The organism is Enterococcus sp. AMC1086, assembly GCF_058216575.1.
Genome location: NZ_CM177100.1, coordinates 3,035,208 through 3,053,027, shown reverse-complemented (window position 1 = coordinate 3,053,027; position 17,820 = coordinate 3,035,208). Strand labels below are relative to the sequence as shown.

Annotated in this window: 16 protein-coding genes; 13 read left to right on the top strand and 3 right to left on the bottom strand. The window is 33.5% G+C overall.

Going from position 1 to position 17,820, the window contains the following annotated elements:
- Window positions 1-237: 237 nt before the first annotated feature.
- Window positions 238-717, top strand: a complete 480-nt coding sequence (gene rlmH / locus AC4BC4_RS14295) for a 23S rRNA (pseudouridine(1915)-N(3))-methyltransferase RlmH (RefSeq protein ID WP_490476134.1) — start codon at window positions 238-240, stop codon at window positions 715-717.
- Between the two features lie 183 nt (window positions 718-900).
- On the opposite strand, the gene AC4BC4_RS14290 is transcribed toward rlmH, so the two are convergent.
- Together AC4BC4_RS14290 and AC4BC4_RS14285 are read right to left on the bottom strand one after the other, a co-directional pair.
- Window positions 901-2,289: a PTS transporter subunit EIIC gene (locus tag AC4BC4_RS14290; protein WP_490476133.1), complete on the bottom strand. Its 1,389-nt coding sequence runs from the start codon at window positions 2,287-2,289 to the stop codon at window positions 901-903.
- A 12-nt stretch (window positions 2,290-2,301) separates the two neighbouring features.
- Window positions 2,302-3,642, bottom strand: a complete 1,341-nt coding sequence (locus AC4BC4_RS14285; RefSeq protein ID WP_490476132.1) for a glycoside hydrolase family 32 protein — start codon at window positions 3,640-3,642, stop codon at window positions 2,302-2,304.
- Between the two features lie 168 nt (window positions 3,643-3,810).
- On the opposite strand from AC4BC4_RS14285, the gene AC4BC4_RS14280 reads away from it, so the two are divergent.
- The 11 genes from AC4BC4_RS14280 to AC4BC4_RS14230 all read left to right on the top strand — a co-directional run bounded on the left by AC4BC4_RS14280 (window position 3,811) and on the right by AC4BC4_RS14230 (window position 14,424).
- Window positions 3,811-4,650 (top strand): AraC family transcriptional regulator, encoded by an 840-nt coding sequence (locus AC4BC4_RS14280; RefSeq protein WP_490476131.1) that lies wholly within the window; start codon window positions 3,811-3,813, stop codon window positions 4,648-4,650.
- Between the two features lie 74 nt (window positions 4,651-4,724).
- Window positions 4,725-6,836, top strand: a complete 2,112-nt coding sequence (locus AC4BC4_RS14275; protein ID WP_490476130.1) for an alpha-galactosidase — start codon at window positions 4,725-4,727, stop codon at window positions 6,834-6,836.
- Between the two features lie 763 nt (window positions 6,837-7,599).
- Window positions 7,600-8,490: a helix-turn-helix domain-containing protein gene (locus AC4BC4_RS14270; RefSeq protein WP_490476129.1), complete on the top strand. Its 891-nt coding sequence runs from the start codon at window positions 7,600-7,602 to the stop codon at window positions 8,488-8,490.
- A 479-nt stretch (window positions 8,491-8,969) separates the two neighbouring features.
- The gene (locus AC4BC4_RS14265) at window positions 8,970-9,476 is read left to right on the top strand and encodes a hypothetical protein (protein ID WP_490476128.1); all 507 of its coding nucleotides are present in this window, start codon (window positions 8,970-8,972) and stop codon (window positions 9,474-9,476) included.
- A gap of 2 nt (window positions 9,477-9,478) precedes the next feature.
- The gene (locus AC4BC4_RS14260) at window positions 9,479-10,864 is read left to right on the top strand and encodes a Tle-like phospholipase domain-containing protein (protein WP_490476127.1); all 1,386 of its coding nucleotides are present in this window, start codon (window positions 9,479-9,481) and stop codon (window positions 10,862-10,864) included.
- A gap of 19 nt (window positions 10,865-10,883) precedes the next feature.
- A complete protein-coding gene (locus AC4BC4_RS14255; RefSeq protein ID WP_438758141.1) occupies window positions 10,884-11,195 on the top strand; it encodes a hypothetical protein in 312 nt (103 codons plus the stop codon).
- 15 nt (window positions 11,196-11,210) lie between these two features.
- Complete coding sequence (locus tag AC4BC4_RS14250; RefSeq protein WP_490476126.1) at window positions 11,211-11,474, top strand: hypothetical protein; 264 nt, start codon at window positions 11,211-11,213, stop codon at window positions 11,472-11,474.
- Between the two features lie 366 nt (window positions 11,475-11,840).
- Entirely contained in the window at window positions 11,841-12,071 is a 231-nt protein-coding gene (locus AC4BC4_RS14245) for a hypothetical protein (protein ID WP_438758144.1), read from the top strand.
- Window positions 12,072-12,376: 305 nt separating this feature from the next.
- Window positions 12,377-12,910 (top strand): hypothetical protein, encoded by a 534-nt coding sequence (locus AC4BC4_RS14240; protein ID WP_490476125.1) that lies wholly within the window; start codon window positions 12,377-12,379, stop codon window positions 12,908-12,910.
- A gap of 15 nt (window positions 12,911-12,925) precedes the next feature.
- Window positions 12,926-13,132: a helix-turn-helix domain-containing protein gene (locus AC4BC4_RS14235; RefSeq protein ID WP_438758145.1), complete on the top strand. Its 207-nt coding sequence runs from the start codon at window positions 12,926-12,928 to the stop codon at window positions 13,130-13,132.
- A gap of 29 nt (window positions 13,133-13,161) precedes the next feature.
- Window positions 13,162-14,424 carry an alpha/beta hydrolase gene (locus AC4BC4_RS14230; RefSeq protein WP_490476124.1) on the top strand — a complete coding sequence of 421 codons (1,263 nt, stop codon included), beginning with the start codon at window positions 13,162-13,164 and terminating at the stop codon, window positions 14,422-14,424.
- 632 nt (window positions 14,425-15,056) lie between these two features.
- On the opposite strand, the gene AC4BC4_RS14225 is transcribed toward AC4BC4_RS14230, so the two are convergent.
- Window positions 15,057-16,034 (bottom strand): LPXTG cell wall anchor domain-containing protein, encoded by a 978-nt coding sequence (locus AC4BC4_RS14225; protein WP_490476123.1) that lies wholly within the window; start codon window positions 16,032-16,034, stop codon window positions 15,057-15,059.
- Between the two features lie 528 nt (window positions 16,035-16,562).
- Between AC4BC4_RS14225 and AC4BC4_RS14220 the strand changes: the two genes are divergently transcribed.
- Window positions 16,563-17,705, top strand: coding sequence for an LPXTG cell wall anchor domain-containing protein (locus AC4BC4_RS14220; RefSeq protein ID WP_490476122.1), 1,143 nt, complete (start codon window positions 16,563-16,565; stop codon window positions 17,703-17,705).
- The last annotated feature ends 115 nt before the right edge of the window (window positions 17,706-17,820 follow it).

Genomic DNA, 17,820 nt, shown 5'->3' with positions numbered 1-17,820 from the left:
AGAGGAAAACTCCTGCAAAAAAGTTATCCACAGAATGTGGATAATGTGGATAAATGAACGGGAATATGTGTTTGTATCTTAAAATACTGTAAAATAAAGGATGATAAGACATTTATCTGTGGATAAGTCTGTGCATATGTGTATAACTTTGTGGGGAAGTATGTGGAAGAGTCAAAACATTCATGATAAAATTGTGAACAAGTAGAAGATTACAAAATAGGAAGAGACGTGAAATGAATGAAAATAAAGATCATTACTGTGGGTAAGTTGAAAGAGAAATATTTGGTCCAAGGAATCAATGAGTATTTAAAACGCCTGCAAAGCTATGCAAAAGTCGAAATTATTGAGGTAGCGGATGAAAAAGCACCAGAGAATTTAAGCAATGCAGAGATGTTACAGGTTAAAGGGAAAGAAGGAGAACGAATTTTAGCTAAAATTGGGGATCAAGATCATGTTTTTGTGTTGGCGATCAATGGAAAGCAGTTCAGCAGTGAAGAGTTTTCAAAAGAGATCGAGCAGTTAGGAATCAATGGGAAGAGTCAGCTGGCTTTTGTGATTGGTGGTTCGTTGGGATTGAGTGATGAAGTATTGAAAAGAAGCCAACAGCAGATGTCATTTGGAAAGTTGACTTATCCACATCAGTTGATGCGGTTAATTTTGGTGGAGCAGATTTATCGAGGGTTTCGGATAATGCGAGGGGAACCGTATCATAAATAGGGATATTTTTTTAGTTGTTCTCTTTAATCTGTATGAAGATCAATTATTCTAAATAATAGTTGGTCTTTTTTTATATTTAAAAGTACCTAGTGTGATAAAAAATACCTTCAAAACTAAAGATGAAGTTTTGAAGGTATTTTAGCTATAGTTACTTTTTATACTTAGCAAGAAACTTAATTATTATTATCCTAGTTCTTGATTCTTTTGATAACCAATCGTCCAAGTTAATCCAAAAGATACTACAAATGCTACAAGATTAACTAAAATGTAAAGCGGTAATTGCTCATTAAGATACAACAATGTCCCTGGAATTCCTGTAAGAGCCATACCGCTAGCTCTCAATTTAAAAATAGAAGCTAGAAATCCACCAACGCCTCCACCGATCATCGACATGATAAATGGCTTAACTAAACGCAATGTAACGCCAAAAACTGCTGGTTCAGTAATTCCTAGAGTTGCTGATAGGGCGGATGGATAGGCAATTTGCTTCACCTTAGGCGAAGTAGATTTCATAGCAACTGCTAATACTGCCCCTGCTTGTGCGATGTTTCCACAAGTACCAATTGGATTTAAATAATTCCAACCATCTTGTCCCAACATACTAATCTCTAAAAAGTTAAGAACATGATGAATACCAAAAATTCCCAACAATTGTCCAAAACTACCGTAGATTAAGCCGCCAATTCCAAGAGGAAGTTTTAATAGAAACTCTACTCCGTGTAAAACACCTATTTCCACTTCATGAAAAATAGGTCCAATAATAAACAGGGCAAGCGTAAGGCCAGTTAATAGTGTTAAGAATGGTGTCAAAATTAAATCTAATGAATCAGGAATTCGTTTTCTCAAGAATAGTTCAATTTTAGAGCCTAAAATTCCAGTTACAAAGGCAGGTAATACCGAACCTTGATAACCAACAACTTTGATGAATCCAAAAAATACTAGTGGTTTGGCTGTTTGCTGTCCTACTTCATACGCATTTGGCAGTACTGAACTTACCAGCATTAATCCTAAAACAATCCCTAGAATGGGTGTTCCACCAAATATTCTAAAAGTAGACCAAGCTACTAAGGCAGGTAAAAAAGCAAACGCCGTATCCGTTAAAATCTGAGTGAACATCAGAAATTGTTGTGGGATGTCATCTGGCGTGAGTCCGATGACACCTAAAACTGCTTCTTGTGTGAACAATCCTCGCAGTCCCATAAATAAACCAGTAGCTACCAAAACTGGAATAATTGGAACAAAAACGTCCCCAAATATTCTGATTGCTCGCTGGAAAGTTATCTTTTGTTTCACTGTAGAATCCTCAGAAATGTTTCTCCTAGAACCGTCGATCAGCGGAATGAACTCGTCGTATACCTTGTTCACTAACCCTGTACCTAAAATGACTTGATATTGACCTGAATTGAAGAAACTACCCTTTACTTTATCAATATTTTCTACGCCCTTAATATCAATTTTATCTTTATCATTAACGATAATTCTAAGTCTCGTCGCACAGTGTGTCACCGATTGAACATTTTCATTTCCGCCAACTAGTTCTAAAATTTGTATTGCGATATCTTTGTTATTCATTCGTTATCCTCCTCAATAATTATAAAACATAACTGATCCGTTGTGACCTAAATTCTGATAATATGCATCTCTGTTGAAATGATTGCTAAATGTTCTCATTGAAAAAACGTATTCTCCATCATTGATAAATATTTCCATCGTTGAATTATCATTAAAAATCTGAAGTTTAAAAAGTGAGCTTATCTCAATTTCCTTCGATTCGCATTCTCCTGAAACCCAATTAATTCGGCTAATTTCTAATCGTCCATTAGTATAGTTAATCGAATTCATATCTGAATTTAAGGTGATTGAAAAGTGATTGATCCATTCAGTAAAGTCAATCATTATCTCATATGTGTTGTTTTGATTTTTGATCAAATGACAACAGTTTTTATATTCTCTTTTTTCTTTTCGTAGTGTTTGATACTCTTCTAAAGGTAATTGGTAAAGGCGATCGTTTTTCCACTTCAACTCTCTTGGCATTGTTAAGCAATGTATATACCCATCTGTAACAGTTGGACAACAAGCTTCTTCTTCCTCTTCCATTCGAGACATCCAAGCGGTTAGAATACGCCGTCCTTTGTCATCTTCAAACGTTTGTGCAGCGTAGAAATCAAACCCATAGTCTAATTTTTGAATCTCTTCTTTTACGACAAATTTCTTTTGTTTGTAGTCCACTTTCCCAACTAAATATCCCGCATAACTAGACAATGATAAGTCAGTATCTTCAATAGGGGTTCTTTTTTGAGGACATAAGGTTAATATATCCACATCATGACTTAAAGAAAATACATCCGGACACTCACACATCTGATCCAATGATTGATCTGAATAAAACTCACCTTGAAATTGCCAATTGCTCAAATTACTCGATTCAAATAATGTGATAGCGCCTATATTTTCTTCCGACTGTGCTCCTACAATCATCCACCATTTACCGTTCTTTTCCCAAACCTTAGGATCACGATGATGCTCAGTAAAACCAACTGGGGTTTCGATAGCTTGTTCCTTTTTAATAAAGGTTTTTCCATCTTCAGAATAAGCAATTTTTTGATAGCTTTTTCTTTTCCCATACTTTTTACTATTTCCAGTATAGAAAAGATACATTACTCCATCTTTTTCAACAGCACTTCCCGAATACACGCCATCTTTATCACTCGCTAAATCTGGTAAAATAGCAGATCCTGGGTTTTCCCATGTTACTAAATCCTTTGAAATAAATAATCCCCACTCTTTATAAGAGTGATTAGTTTCAAATCGATTCCATTGATGAAAAAAATAATATTTCCCTTTAAACTGGATCAATCCGTTAGGATCATTTAATAATCCTTTTGCCGGCTCTATATGGAAAGAATTCCTATATTTATTCTCCAAATTCTATAAACCCTCCTTAAGATAGTCTAAATTAATGCGTTTTCATAACCTTGGTTGATGAAATCTTAACATCCTTTATTACATTTCGAATATGGAAAAAGTTAATGGATATATGGGAATTTCTAAGATAGACATCTTTTGTTAAGCGTTCCCATGTATAATAAGTACATGAATAATAATTTGAGAGAATATACAGATAAATTTACTGACTTTTCGAAAAAGAGTATATCAGACTTCATTTTGTACAACTGCGGAATTGAATATTGTGAACCTAATTATAGTTATGGTCCCAAAAGAAGAGACTATCATTTTATTCACTTTGTTAAGGAGGGCAAGGGGCTGTTAGAAATAGAAAATCAGCAAATTGAAGTTCATGAGAATCAACTCTTCATCGTTCCTGCAAACGTCGTTTCAACATACACAGCAAATAAACAAGACCCTTGGAAGTACTCATGGATTGGATTTACCGGGATAGAATCAGTAAATTTTGTTCAAACGTTGATTAAATCGAGCACATCTGGTTTTGTCATGGATTGTTCAGATGCACCTTTTTATGAAAAAAGAATCGAAGAAATTATTGAACTAAATCAAAACACACTTGCTTCATACTTTAGAATTAATGGTATTATGTATGACATTGTCGGTACCCTTTTAGGAGAATGCGGGATAGAAGCTGTGAATAATCATGAAACCTCACCTTCATTTCAAGCAATGAGATATATGGAGCTACATTATCATGATGATATTCAAATTTCTGATATAGCCTATTCCGTAGGTATCCATCCTAATTACTTATCCGCAATGTTTAAAGAAGAAATTGGCATTTCACCCAAGAAATATTTAACTAGCTTAAAGATCAATAAGGCGAAAAAATTACTGACGGAAAGTGATGACCCAATTAACTTAATTGCAGGCTCTGTTGGCTTTACTGACGCACTTTCCTTCTCCAAATTTTTTAGAAAAGAACTGGGACTCTCTCCTACAAAATACAGAAAGGATCACAACTAATCATGCAGGAATTCATTCGCTTCAACTCAGAAAATAATATGTTTACTTTATCGAATAATCATATTACTTATATTATGGAAATTGTTGAACACTCATACTTAGTTCATCGTTATTGGGGTAAAAAATTAGCAGGCTATCATTTTAGCAATCGACCACTTTTGAATAAAAGAACCTTTGCAGCGACACCTAACAATGAGAAGCCTGAAATATCTCCGGAATTTCTACCATTCGAGCTACCTTTTTCTCACCAAGGAGATTACAGAAGTTCTGCTATACAGATACAGCAAGAAAATGCCGATGAGATTACTAGATTTTGCTACAAGAGCTATGAAATCCAAAATGGGGCAATTGAATTAACAGATTTACCTCATGCTAGAAACACTGACGAACAAGCTCAAACCCTGATTATTTATTTATATGATCAGATTGCTGAAATCGAGTTGGCTTTGTATTATACAATTTTTGAAGATTCACCTGTGATCGTCCGTTCATCCAGAGTAAAAAATGTTGGTACTCAGTCTCTAAAAGTAACTAAATTATTGAGCGCTTCAATTGATACTAGATATGATCAACAGCTTGCTACGACTTTCTACGGTACTCATCAGAAAGAATTTCAGTTGAATCGTAGCAAGATTCAACATGGCTTATTTAAAATTGGAAGTTCCAGAGGGGCGAGTGGCCCACAATATCCGCCGTTTATTGCTTTATCAAAAGATGCAAACGAATTTCAAGGGGAAGTCCATGCAATCACATTGATTTATAGTGGTAATCACGAAATTGCTTTAGAAAGAGACCAATACAATCATTTGCGAATACAAATTGGTTTAAATAGTGAGACTTTTTCATGGAGATTAGAGTCTGGAGAAACTTTCTATAGCCCTCAAGCACTTCTATCATACAGCGATCAAGGATTTAACGGCAGTTCTCAAAGTTTCCATCAATTCTTCACTAATCATTTAATTCATCCTGCTTGGAAAAGTAAAGATCGCCCCATTCTTATTAATAGTTGGGAAATGACTTATTATGATGTGAATGACAAATTGATAAGAAAATTGATTGATGCTGCTAGTGATTTAGGTTTTGAAACGGTAGTATTAGACGACGGTTGGTATGGACAGAGAAATAGCAGTAAAACATCTTTAGGTGATTGGAATGTAGACACAGAAAAATTTCCCGAGGGGATCAAACCATTGGTTGATTACGCAAAACAAAAGAATGTTGGATTTGGCATTTGGTTTGAACCTGAAATGATTTCTCCAAATACGGAATTAATTCAAAAACATCCCGACTGGATCATGAGAAGTAAAAACTACGAGCCATTGCTTGGTAGAAGTCAGTATGTATTGGATCTTACAAACGTTGACGTCCAAGAATTTATTATCATAACATTATCAAAGGCAATCGCTGAATGGGGTGTAAATTATATTAAATGGGATATGAATAGGCATATGACGGACCCTTTTTCGCAGAGCCAAACTTTTGAATCTTCCGAATACAGTCATCGTTACATGATAGGTTTTTACCGCATTGTCAACGAGCTAACGAATGCTTACCCTGAGGTTCTTTTTGAGAATTGTTCTAGTGGTGGAGGTAGGTTAGATCCAGGAATGCTCTTTTATTTTCCACAAACATGGATCAGTGATAATACCGACGGTTTAGATAGGCAGCAAATTCAATATGGTGCTAGTTACTTATTTCCGATTTCATCTATAACAGGTCATGTTTCTGATGTACCTAATCATCAAACAAATCGTGTCGTCTCCTTTAAAACCAGAGCAGCTCTGGCTTCCTCCACAAATATGGGCTATGAAATGGATATTATTCAGATGTCAAACGAGGAAAAAAAATCCATTCGTAAACATTTGAAAGACTACAAACAGGAAAGAGCGCTTATTATGAAAGGAACTTTTTATAGGGTGCACTCTCCTTTTGAGAGCAATACTTGTGTTTGGATGTTCGCGAATAAAAAACAAGCCATTATTTATGTATTCCGCAATGTGTATCAAGTATATGATTTGAGTTTATTAATCAAAATCCCTGCTCTTGATAGTCAAAGTCTTTACCAAGAGCAAAGGACCAAGCAAGTGTACTCAGGTTCAGAGTTAGCAAACTGCGGTCTAGCTTTGGAAAATACCAAAGGTGATATTATTGTTCAGAAGATAAATTTGAAAAAATTAGAAGAGTAACGTTTTAGGATCTGGAATCAAAGTTAAGCTGATATATAAGATAAAAAAGTATTTTTATTTATGTTTTGAAATAAATACGTAATTGTAGCCACTAAAAAATACTATATAGTTTTGGTGGCTTTTTTACTTCTGCAAGTAAAGGTACTCAAAGATGTTCAAAGTATCTGTCTTATGTTATTAAAAATAACTATACATTATACCTGTGAAGAACAATCATCGCTACTCGGAGATTGATCTATTTTTGTGCATCAAGGGGGAATTAGAATAATTGATAATAGGGGAGGGCTCTGTATCATGAAGGAAGTGAATGAGTAAATTATAAGGAGAAGATGGTAGGTTATCAATAAAAAAGTAAGTTGGCAGAAATGAAACTGAGCTACTTACAAATCAATGGATTTAATCAAGGAAATCAATGCTAAACAATTATGTATAGTCATCAATATGAAAAATCATTTTTATTATTGTGATTGTCCAATCTAAAAGAATAGACTTGGATCTCAAATTAGAATTTAATATTAGACATTACTTAATTAAAATAACCCTTGTATCAAGAAAAGATACAAGAGTCCACTTATGAAATAGCTAAACAGCTATCTCAGATAATTGCGGTTTAATCAAATTAAACATTAACCCAAATAAAAACTGAAATAGCAACCGCAGTAGCAACTGTAATCATGGCAATCCCTCCTTTCAATAATAGAATATTTCAAACATTTTATATGTAATAATGTGCTATACTTAGACAAAAGGAAGTGAAACTAGAATGAATGTAGAAGAAGCACTTTATTTTTTTAGAAAAAATAGAAATTTAAAGCAAAAAGATATTCTTACCTATACGGATACTTCCGTCTATTCAAAAATTGAGACAGGAAAAAAAGTGTTACGATTTTCTGAACTAAGAGATATTTTAGAACGCTTCTCTGTTCCACTAGAAGAATTTTCAGAATATTTAGAAGACAGTATGGAACAAAAAAAGTTTCGTAAATTATTTAGACAATGTGCGAATAGTCCAATAGATGAATCCAATAAAAAGAAGTTACTTAAATACTACAACCAATTAACCTTTTCTAAAGAAATGCATCTTAGGGAAATGGCAAATTTTATCGGGATAAAAACATTGTTCTCTAATTTTTGGAAAGAAATTTCTCCAGTAAGCCAAGAAGAGTTAAATCAAATCTATGAACTTCTCATGGAAAAAGAGTATTTTTTTCAGTATGATTACGCTGTATTATCCAATACAATTTTTCTATTTAACAATAAGCAAATCAAGCGCCTAGCTAAAAAAGCGTTACCTGTTAAAGATATTGAAGTCAGAAATGTGGAGACAACAGAATTTATTAAAAACATGATCAACAATTTAAGCACAACGTTACTACGTAAAAAAGAATATGAAGAAAGTCGTTATTACTTAAGATTAGCCGCTACAAAAGAAGGCAATCTTACGTTTGATTATAAGTTAGTCATTCAGTACTTGGATAATTTAACAAGCTATTTAATTACGGGCGACGATTGTTATAAAGAAAATATTTACGACTATATCCACTTATTAACGAAGCTTGGAGAGCAGAATTTTGCGAAAAGTATTGAGCGAGAAGTTCACTCGATCCTTTCAGAAAGCAAAGATATTCCAATCTTTATTCAAGCGGATCTGTAACCTACATTCGGATAGAAAAACCATCAACCATTGTTAGCATACCACATTATTTATAGTCTTTTCACTCAAATTGTAAATAATGTTAGTTTTATAGTCATACGCTGTTTTATTTTTCATTAGATGTTACTTTTTACTAAATGGTCTGTATTCTTACTTTTTATTTTGTTAAACTATGCTTATTGGAAAGCAATAAGTGAGTAAACTAAACGAAGGAGTTCTTCAGCATCAGAAACAAAAAAACGATTCACAACTTGTCAAGGAACTTTACTGAGCGTCTGACAGACGCTTTTCAGCTAAATTTATCAAGTAAAAGCTTGTATTTAACAGGTGGACTACAGACATTGCTGTGGTTAATCGGGATTATGTCTACATAGATGTTTAATAACATTACTTTTAAATTTTAGATACAGTTATTACATGGTTTTATGAATTAAATGACTATGTTATAGTTAGCTTACTCTTACTTTAAGGAGAAAAAGATGAAAAGAAAAACTCTCATAGCGTTAAGTATAATCATTTTAGTAGTCATTGGAGGAGCATGGTACATGAAAAAAGAAAAAGATTTAGCAGAATTACATGATATTCAAACAGATTTAGCTAATTATTTGTATAACAACTACCGACTTTACACGTTTAACAAAGAAGAATTAGATCAATTAGATAAAGATTATGACAATGGAAAAATGACGTTTCCTGAATATTCTAAACGTGTAGATGACATAGCTAAATACTCAGATATCGAAAAAGTGGAATTTACTAAATTTTCTGTTGGACCAATGAAAGATTTAGTCGTTAATTTTAAAATCAATGATGTGTACTCAGATGATACGTCATTAAGTACCATTTCTGCAGAAACAGGGAAATGGTTGTACAGCTTCAATTCTATGAATAACCGAAATGGGTATGTTTTAGAACGAAAAGAAAAAAGCACTGACAAAAAAATGGCTGAAGAAAACATTATCTACAACAATAAAGGGGTGGAATAATTATGGCTAATATAGGAAAACCACCACAAAAAGAGTTAGACGATTATAACAAATTATCGAAAAAGTCTTATCAAGTGGAAAGTAATAACGTTCAAACTGGTGACCGATTAGTAGAGGATAAGTATTTAGTTTTAGATACTGTAGACACAAATAAAGATATCCTAAATGGGGAAAATAACCCAAGAAAAAATAGTATGCAAGCTATGGCTGTGGCTGAAATTAAAGATGAGTATAAAACAGAAAAAAGATTAGAAAAGGTACCAGGCTATCCGAAATCAGTCGTAAAACAAGACGTAACCATTGTCTATGCTGGCACAAGTGGTTTGAAGGATTGGACATCAGATTTCATAGAAATTGGACTAGACGCTAAGTATGAGAATGGGGCGTTCTCTTCAGCGCTAGATTATGCCAAAGAAATTGAACGGAAATATCCAAAAGAAAAGGGCTTTACAATTGAAACTATAGGTCATTCATTAGGTGGGGCAGAAGCGATTTATGTTGCGGTATTATTAGGCTACAATGCCTTCACTTATGGTGCTGCTGGTTCAGGCTTAACAGCCGAACAGATTAAACAGTACAAAGGAACGATTGTGAATCTGTTCGATACAAGGGATGCCGTGACGAGTGGTGTGTTGACTGGTGGTCGGAAAAAAATACCTTTTTTGAGTATGGGTATCGACAATCCATGGTGGAGAACCGCTGGTCATTCATTAGATCAGTTTCAAGTAGATAAAAAAGGGAACTATATCAACAAATATGGCGATATCGTGGTTTATTCTGATTTGAATGGTGGTATTTCGATTGAACAAACCCTTTTAGCGCAAAGTATCGTTGAAAATAAGATGCAAATGCGCAGATTAGAACAATATGGTGTACATAAAAGTAGCAGTAAAAAAGAGTACCAACAATTAAAAAAGGAAAATGAGTGGCTTCAAACCCAAATTGATAGTTTTACCAAATTGAACGTCTTACGTAAAAAATTTACTGCTAGTGGTGGCGGTTTATCTGGAAATGAACAAATCTATTTAGACGATAGCCAAGCGCTAACCATTGTAAAACTTGCATCTTCAAAATTTGACATGGCAATGGAGAACGTCGTAAAGCTCTATAAAGATGCCGTTAGGGAATTAGAAGAAATGTGGCAAGAAGGACGTTCGACGATTCAAAGTAATTGTCCTGACTTATCTTATGGCGAAGTTTTAGATGCTATGCAGGCAATGGGTTGTACGGAACAAACAATGGTGACGATTCCTTCACAAGAATTTCAAGAAAAACTAAGTTTAGCACATCAAATGAGTAGTAAATTTAGTACCCTAACCAAAGACATTACCGCAAAAATAGGTGAATTAGTTCAACGAGACCAAGAATTAGCGAAACAACTCGCCTAAAAAAGGGAGAGATACGAGTATGGATCAAGAAGAGCAAGCATTAGCGGATTATCAACAAACGAGACGACAACTTGAAGAAGAATCTGACGCATTGACAAGAATTAGGCGACAAGCGGAACAGGCAACGAATGATACCTATTCTGAAATGCAACGGCAAGTACAACGATTTGGTGAAACAAATGAGCCTATGGAATGGGCAAGACGTGAGCTATCACGTCTTGAAGAAGATTTTTTCTCAGAATTAGACAGAGAGAAACGGACCCTTTCGTTAAAAGAAGACGAAGCAGAACAAGCCTATCGAAAAAATCTTCAAGAACAAACTAAACCGTAAAAGGAGTATGATTACGTGTTAGAAGCAATCGAAAAACTATTAAAAGAATATAAAAAGAATTTACAAAAAATGAGCGCTCAAGCCACTGCAATGGCACTTGTTCAAAAAAAAGATAGTCTTATGAAAAAAACAAAAAAATCTGGAGAAACGGAATCAGAAAGTGCAAAAAGTTCGATTACTTCTGCAACAAGTGGTCTAGGGGAGACAGTAAAAGGGCAGTTTGGAAAGAAAGTAACACAAGTTTTAGATGAACAAGGAAAAATGCTAGATAAATTTTAATTAGAATAAATAAAGGGTGACGAAAAAAGCGTGGAGATGAGTGTGTTATATCCGAGAAGAGTGAATTAGTATTATGAAGTTAAACTGATGTATCTAGCTCAAAAACAACTATATATTATATCTATGAAGATCAATCATCTTAATCGATGATTGGTCTATTTTTGTATTTCAAGGAGGGAATAAAATGTTTAATAATAAAGAAAATCGTTACATCACGAAGGGAGTGAACGAACAAGTACCAAAAGAAATCCAATTATATTGCTGACAATTGATCGACAAAAAAAGAAGTAAAGCTGGAACAGAACTAGACTACATACAAATCCTTGAGTTCAATCCAGATAACCAACACTAAGCAAAGGAGAAATCATGAAAACAAACCAACCAAGAAAACGTGCAGCTATTGTCAGTCTTGAACTGGTGAAAGAAGCCTCAACTTTTTACGCAGCTAGAACCTGTACCAGCCCTCAATATGTTTACGAGTTATTCGCTCTGTTTATTGAAACAAAAGACCGAGAACATTTGGTGGTCGCCGGTTTAAACGTAAAAAATGAACCAACGGCTATTCAAGTTGTTCATATAAGAACCATCATTTCCTAGCGATGTCTTAAAGATGGTGTTGTTATCCAATGGTATATCTAGTTATGTCAGGCATAATCACTCTTTTCACTAGCGGGTATTGAACTTGCGGCTAAGCTAAAAAAAGACTGTCGGTTCCTTCAAATCAACTAAAAAATCATTGAGACTATTTTACCAGCGTTCAAAATATGTTTCAGCTTAAATTCTAAAGCTTCTCTGAATTTAATTAATTATCGTATTACGACAATTAATTTCCTTTAAATGATAATAAAATATTGTTTGATTGTGATTCTTGTGATATGATAATCGTAAAAGGAGGACTATCTATGAATATAAAAAGATTTTTAAGGAGTTCTAAATTAATTTATATGTGTTTGAGAATACTTAGTATTATGTGTATTATCCTGTTTTTTGTATCAATTATTTTCTTTGTACTTAGGAAAAATAATTTAATTGTATTTCAAGATTCAACGTATTTACTAAATTTTTCTACCCAAAGTCACATAGTTTATAAAGAAATAGACGATAGTGTACGTTCTTTTTTGAGTATACCGTTATTGTTAGTAAACGGATACGTATTTTACCTAGGAAGTAATTTTTTTGGTCAAATAAGTGATGGATGTACTCCATTTTCCGTAAATAACTATCTTTTATTAAAAAAAGTTGGAGCGATATTAATAATAACTAACTTATTGATTCCAATTATTCATTCAATTTTACTCTCAATAAATAGTCCGCAAGGCTATTATATTTCCATAGGGATAAGTATTGAAGTGCTTGTTGGATTTATTATTTATTGTTTAGGGGAAGTATTTGAATACGGAGTCAGCTTACAAAATTTGTCAGATGAAACTGTCTAATAGGGGGGAGAATAATTGGCGATCATTGTGAGATTAGATAGAGTAATGGCAGATAGAAAAATTTCCCTCAAAGATTTAGCAAATGAGGTTGGAATTACCAATGCTAATCTATCAAAGTTAAAAAATGGAAATGTAACAGCCGTTCGTTTTAATACATTGAATGCCATATGTAGAGCATTAGATTGTCAACCAGGTGATTTATTTGAATACAAAGATGAATAGAATAGAAAAAAATAATAGGAGACAATAGTTTGAAAAAAAACAATCCAATAAAAAAAATAAGGAATTGGAAACGGAAAAAACTAATTCTAAGTATTTTATTTTTACTCTCAATTATAATCATATTTATAATTATAAAGAACAATAATAACTTTTCTGTCCAGAAAGAATTTCCAAAACCTGTTGGAAAATACACTGTTGGACGAACTCAAATGGACTATAAGTATATAGCTTCGGATAATATTGAAAGAGAAATAACCACTGTAATTTATTATCCCTCGGATACTGATGAAGGAAAGAAAACTGCTGAATATGGATTTTCAGAATTTCAAGAACAAAGAAGTAGATTTCTAAAAGATGCAGAGAATGCTAAAGAAGATAAACTGTTTAATCCAGATTTCAAAACATGGTCGTATGAAAATTTGAACGTTTCAGCCAAGAAAAAACAATACCCTGTAGTTTTCTTTAGTCCTGGAGCAGGAGCATATGCGGAACAAGGAACAGTTTTTGCTCAGGATTTAGCAAGTTCAGGTTATATCGTAGTTGCCATGGGACATGCTGAATCAGGAGTAAACAAATTTCTTGATGGTCGAGTTGAAGGAGTGTCTTCACGATTTATTGATAGCTTATCAAATTATACTTCAGAATTTTTAGATAAAATCAAATTTCGTTTATATATAGCAAAGTGGAAACTTCCAGAAAAAAGTGCTATGAAAACATCAAGAATGTTGACAGCAGCGCCAAAAGGGATAGACTTTTCAAAGTATGCTGAATTACAAAGTGAGGATATTAGTTTCGTAGCAGATAATTTGTATAAGATGAATTCTGGGGAAATTGATTCTATTTTTAAAGGACGTTTACAGTTAGATAAAGGATTAGGTATCTTTGGACATTCTTTTGGAGGTACAACAGCTGCAATGGTCAGTCGTGATGATGATCGGTTTGTTGGGAGTATAAATTTAGACGGAAATATGCTAGGGCTTTTAGATAGTGACTTAAAGAAACCATTTTTACAATTGGGAACAGTCCTTGCCTATAATACAAATACGTTTCTTCTTCAAACGAATAGTAATGATACCTATTTTGCTATTATAGATGGTGTTAAACATGGAGACTTCTCTGATTCTCTATTTACTGCAACTGAAAAAAGTCAACGTGGTTCTAGAGATGCTTTAAGTCAGCGAACCATACTTTCGACATATATGAAAGGATTTTTTGATAAGTATTTACTGAAAGAAGATTCTAACCTTGATCGATTGAATTATGATGGCGTTCGGTTTTTTAAATCTCAATAGAAGTGGATAGATGTTTATAAAATAAATATAAAAAAGTGTAGGGACCCAAAGATACCTAAAATATGCTTCCTCCATTCTTTGAAAGAAGCGGGTGTTAAAATTCCAGTAAACACAGAAAAAATAATCAAGTTATGAATAACAAATTGTATTTTATCTTCCAAAAAACAACTATATACTATAACTGTGAAGATCAATCATCTTAAGTGGTGATTGATCTATTTATATGTTCAAAGGAATAAATGTTTGATAACAGAAGGAACATTGTTCAAAATAAACTTGGGGAAATGATGAGAAATGTGGGATTTTAGAAATATCATTCACACATCGAAAAAGTTGATTTTTAGTATGAAGCGTAAAAAGATTGTAACAACTAGAAAAGGTACAGGACAAAAGGAAGCATAACTTTTGTCCTGTACCTTAAATGAAAAATAAACGTTGGAAACAGAAGCCATTCCTTCAAAAACAAGCTGAAATTGGTGTGTTTCACAGTACTTACTTGGTCATGAAAATTTGAGGAAATATCAATTAGATACCAGTTCTCAACAGTTCGTAAGCTTACTGTACTACGTGGCAATTTTAATGAACTTCTTCCAGAGTTAAGCACGTCTGTCCCATCTGCTTATAGGTTACTTTTATTTGTTCACTTTTCGTTTCTTAACTAGAAACATACTGAAGACGCCAAAGGTTGTCAATAAGCCGCTGGTTTTTAAAGTATAATTATTTTTTTCGCCAGTTGACGGCAACTCTTTGCTTCCTGATAATTTAGGCTTAGTAGAATCTGTCGTACTTTCTGATGGCTGAGTGCTAGAACTATTAGTTGGTTCTGTAGTAGAGTTTGTAGTATCTGCCAACGGGATTTTGAATTGTGTGCTTTCACTAAATTCTACTCCATCGGGTGAAGAAACTATTGCTGCCATCAAGCGGCCACGCTCGAAGTTGTCTGCTGAAATAGAAAAGTTCCCGTATTCATCTGCTACAGTAAAAATCTGTTTGAACTCTTCACCAGTAGCTAAACCAACCTTGTAGAAATTAATTTTGTGATTCGGCAATGTTTTTCCGTTCAGTATAAGAGTTTTTGCATCATAAGAAAGCTCTGGCGCCGGGATAGTATTGATGTTGTTTTGCACTGAGTAAGAACAAGTGATTAAATAGGTTGTTTTTTCATCAAGATCAGCTAATATCTTAGTTACATGAATCCCTACTGTGTCAGTAATGAACTCTTCACCATTTTCAAAGCGATAATTTGTAAGTTTTTTGTTTAATGATTTCTCTATGCCGACTTGAAAATCAAAAGCACTGATTCTATCTCCTTTTTCATGAAAGGCAGTGATCTCTGAAGAAAGGTCTATTTCAACAATGGAACTGGTAATAGGATCTTCTCTTTTGTCGGTCTTGCTTGGATTAAATGGTGTTGAGGTGTCAGGTAGTATATTCTCGTTTGTGGAACTATCTGAGCTTTTTTCTGATTGATTGTCAGATAGTGATGTTTCTGTGGTTTGAGTAGAGCTGTTCTCCAACTCAGTAGGAACTGTTTCTGCAAATGCTTTTGAATTAATACAAAGAGATAATGTTAAAATACTAACCAATCCAACAAACTTAATTTTTTTCATTTTTACGTCCTCCTAAATGTGGTTGAAATGCTTGTAACAATATTGTAACTTAAATGACTTTAAAATGCAATGAATTTTGAACTTATAAATATAAGTCTTAAAATGAATGAGAAAGTGTCATAATGTTTGTTGAGGGAATTTGTTTTAGATGATATAAAATTGAGTACGATTATTAATTGATTTCATATTAGGTGTCTGATCTTTATAGATATTTTTTTAGATTTGGTCTACAAAAGAAGTATCTCTTAAGGACTAAGTAATTGAATGATCATCAGTGTATTTATACGATAGAATCAGTGATGTAAATTATTTGAAGTTCCTTTTTTACTCAATTTAGCTTATATGGATATAGAAATATCTAAAAAATTTAAGGAAAGATATATTTTTTGAGAGATACATCAAATACAAATTACTGCAGTTTCTTAAGATTTTTTTAAGAAAAACAGCATAAAAATATCTTTATTTCATTTGTGTTACAATAATTACGAAAAAGACAAAAATGTTACTTTGGAGAGGAGCTTAAAAATGATGAGAACGTTTAAATTGTTAGGGGTAGGCTTTTTATTGGTAAGTGCGGTTGCTTTTACAACTTCTGCTGTGTATGCAGATTCTGAGGAAGTCAGTAAAGGGACTGTTCAAAAAGCTGAAAGTAGTACTGAAGAGGATATAAAAGTAGAGGAAACTACAGAAAGTACGGATGTTCCAAAAACTAAAATTGCTGAGGAAAAATTAAAACTATGGGATGTTTTCTATGACAGCAAAAATATGGAAATTGTCGGGAAGACGACTCCTTATGCACTGATTGTAGCGGAATCATTAGATAATCCTGAGCTAGCTAACGGATTATTCAAGGCTGATGCGAATGGTTCATTTATTGTTGTTAATCCGCCATCAGGAATTAACAGAATAACTGCTAGTTTGGACGATAAAAAGAGTGACCCAGTTGATATTGAGGTAACGAAGCCAAAAGCAGAACCTTCTCTCGCTATTTCAGAAACTATTTTTAATCAAAAAACAAATACATTTACGGGGAAAACAGCACCAAATGCAACTGTAAGTATGTATGTTCCCAGCACGATGGGGCAAGGATCTGTTAAAGCTGATGCGAACGGCATATTCATCATAGTAGATCAATTCAGTCCTGGCTTGGTGATGATATTAACAGCAACTGACTCACAAGGAAGAACTGGAGAGCCTTATAGTTTTAGAGCACCAGAAGTGCAAGCGTTAGATTCCTTAAAAATTCTACAAGTTGACTATGATCATAAGACTAAAACACTTTCTGGAAAAACAGCACCAAATGTCAGAGTATCTATTGATTATTTAGAAGGAACTGGACGTTCAAGTATTAATTCAGATGAAAATGGTTATTTTTCTTTAGTTGTTGAACTTAGTCCTGATAAACAGATTGTTTTAAGAGCAAATGATACAAATGGAAATTGGGGTGAAAAGTATCCTTTTACTGTTCCTAAAGTTTCAGCTTCAGAAACTAAAGAATCTAAAAATAATGCTACTAGTCAAACAGAAAAAGCTAAATCAAAAGAGAAAACTAAAGGTAGTTTACCAAGCACAGGAACAATTCAAAATACTATTTTATTTGTTTTAGGTATTCTTTTACTTATCGGTGTAATTATTGGTTTCAAGAAGAAAGTGACTGTGTTAAAAAAGTAAGAGCCAATTAATAGAAGTAACCTAAACTTTTAGTTAATGGATGGATAAAATTCAATAAAGTAGCTACAAAAAGAGAAAGTACTCAAGTATTCCTAACAGGTGATTTATCCATTCT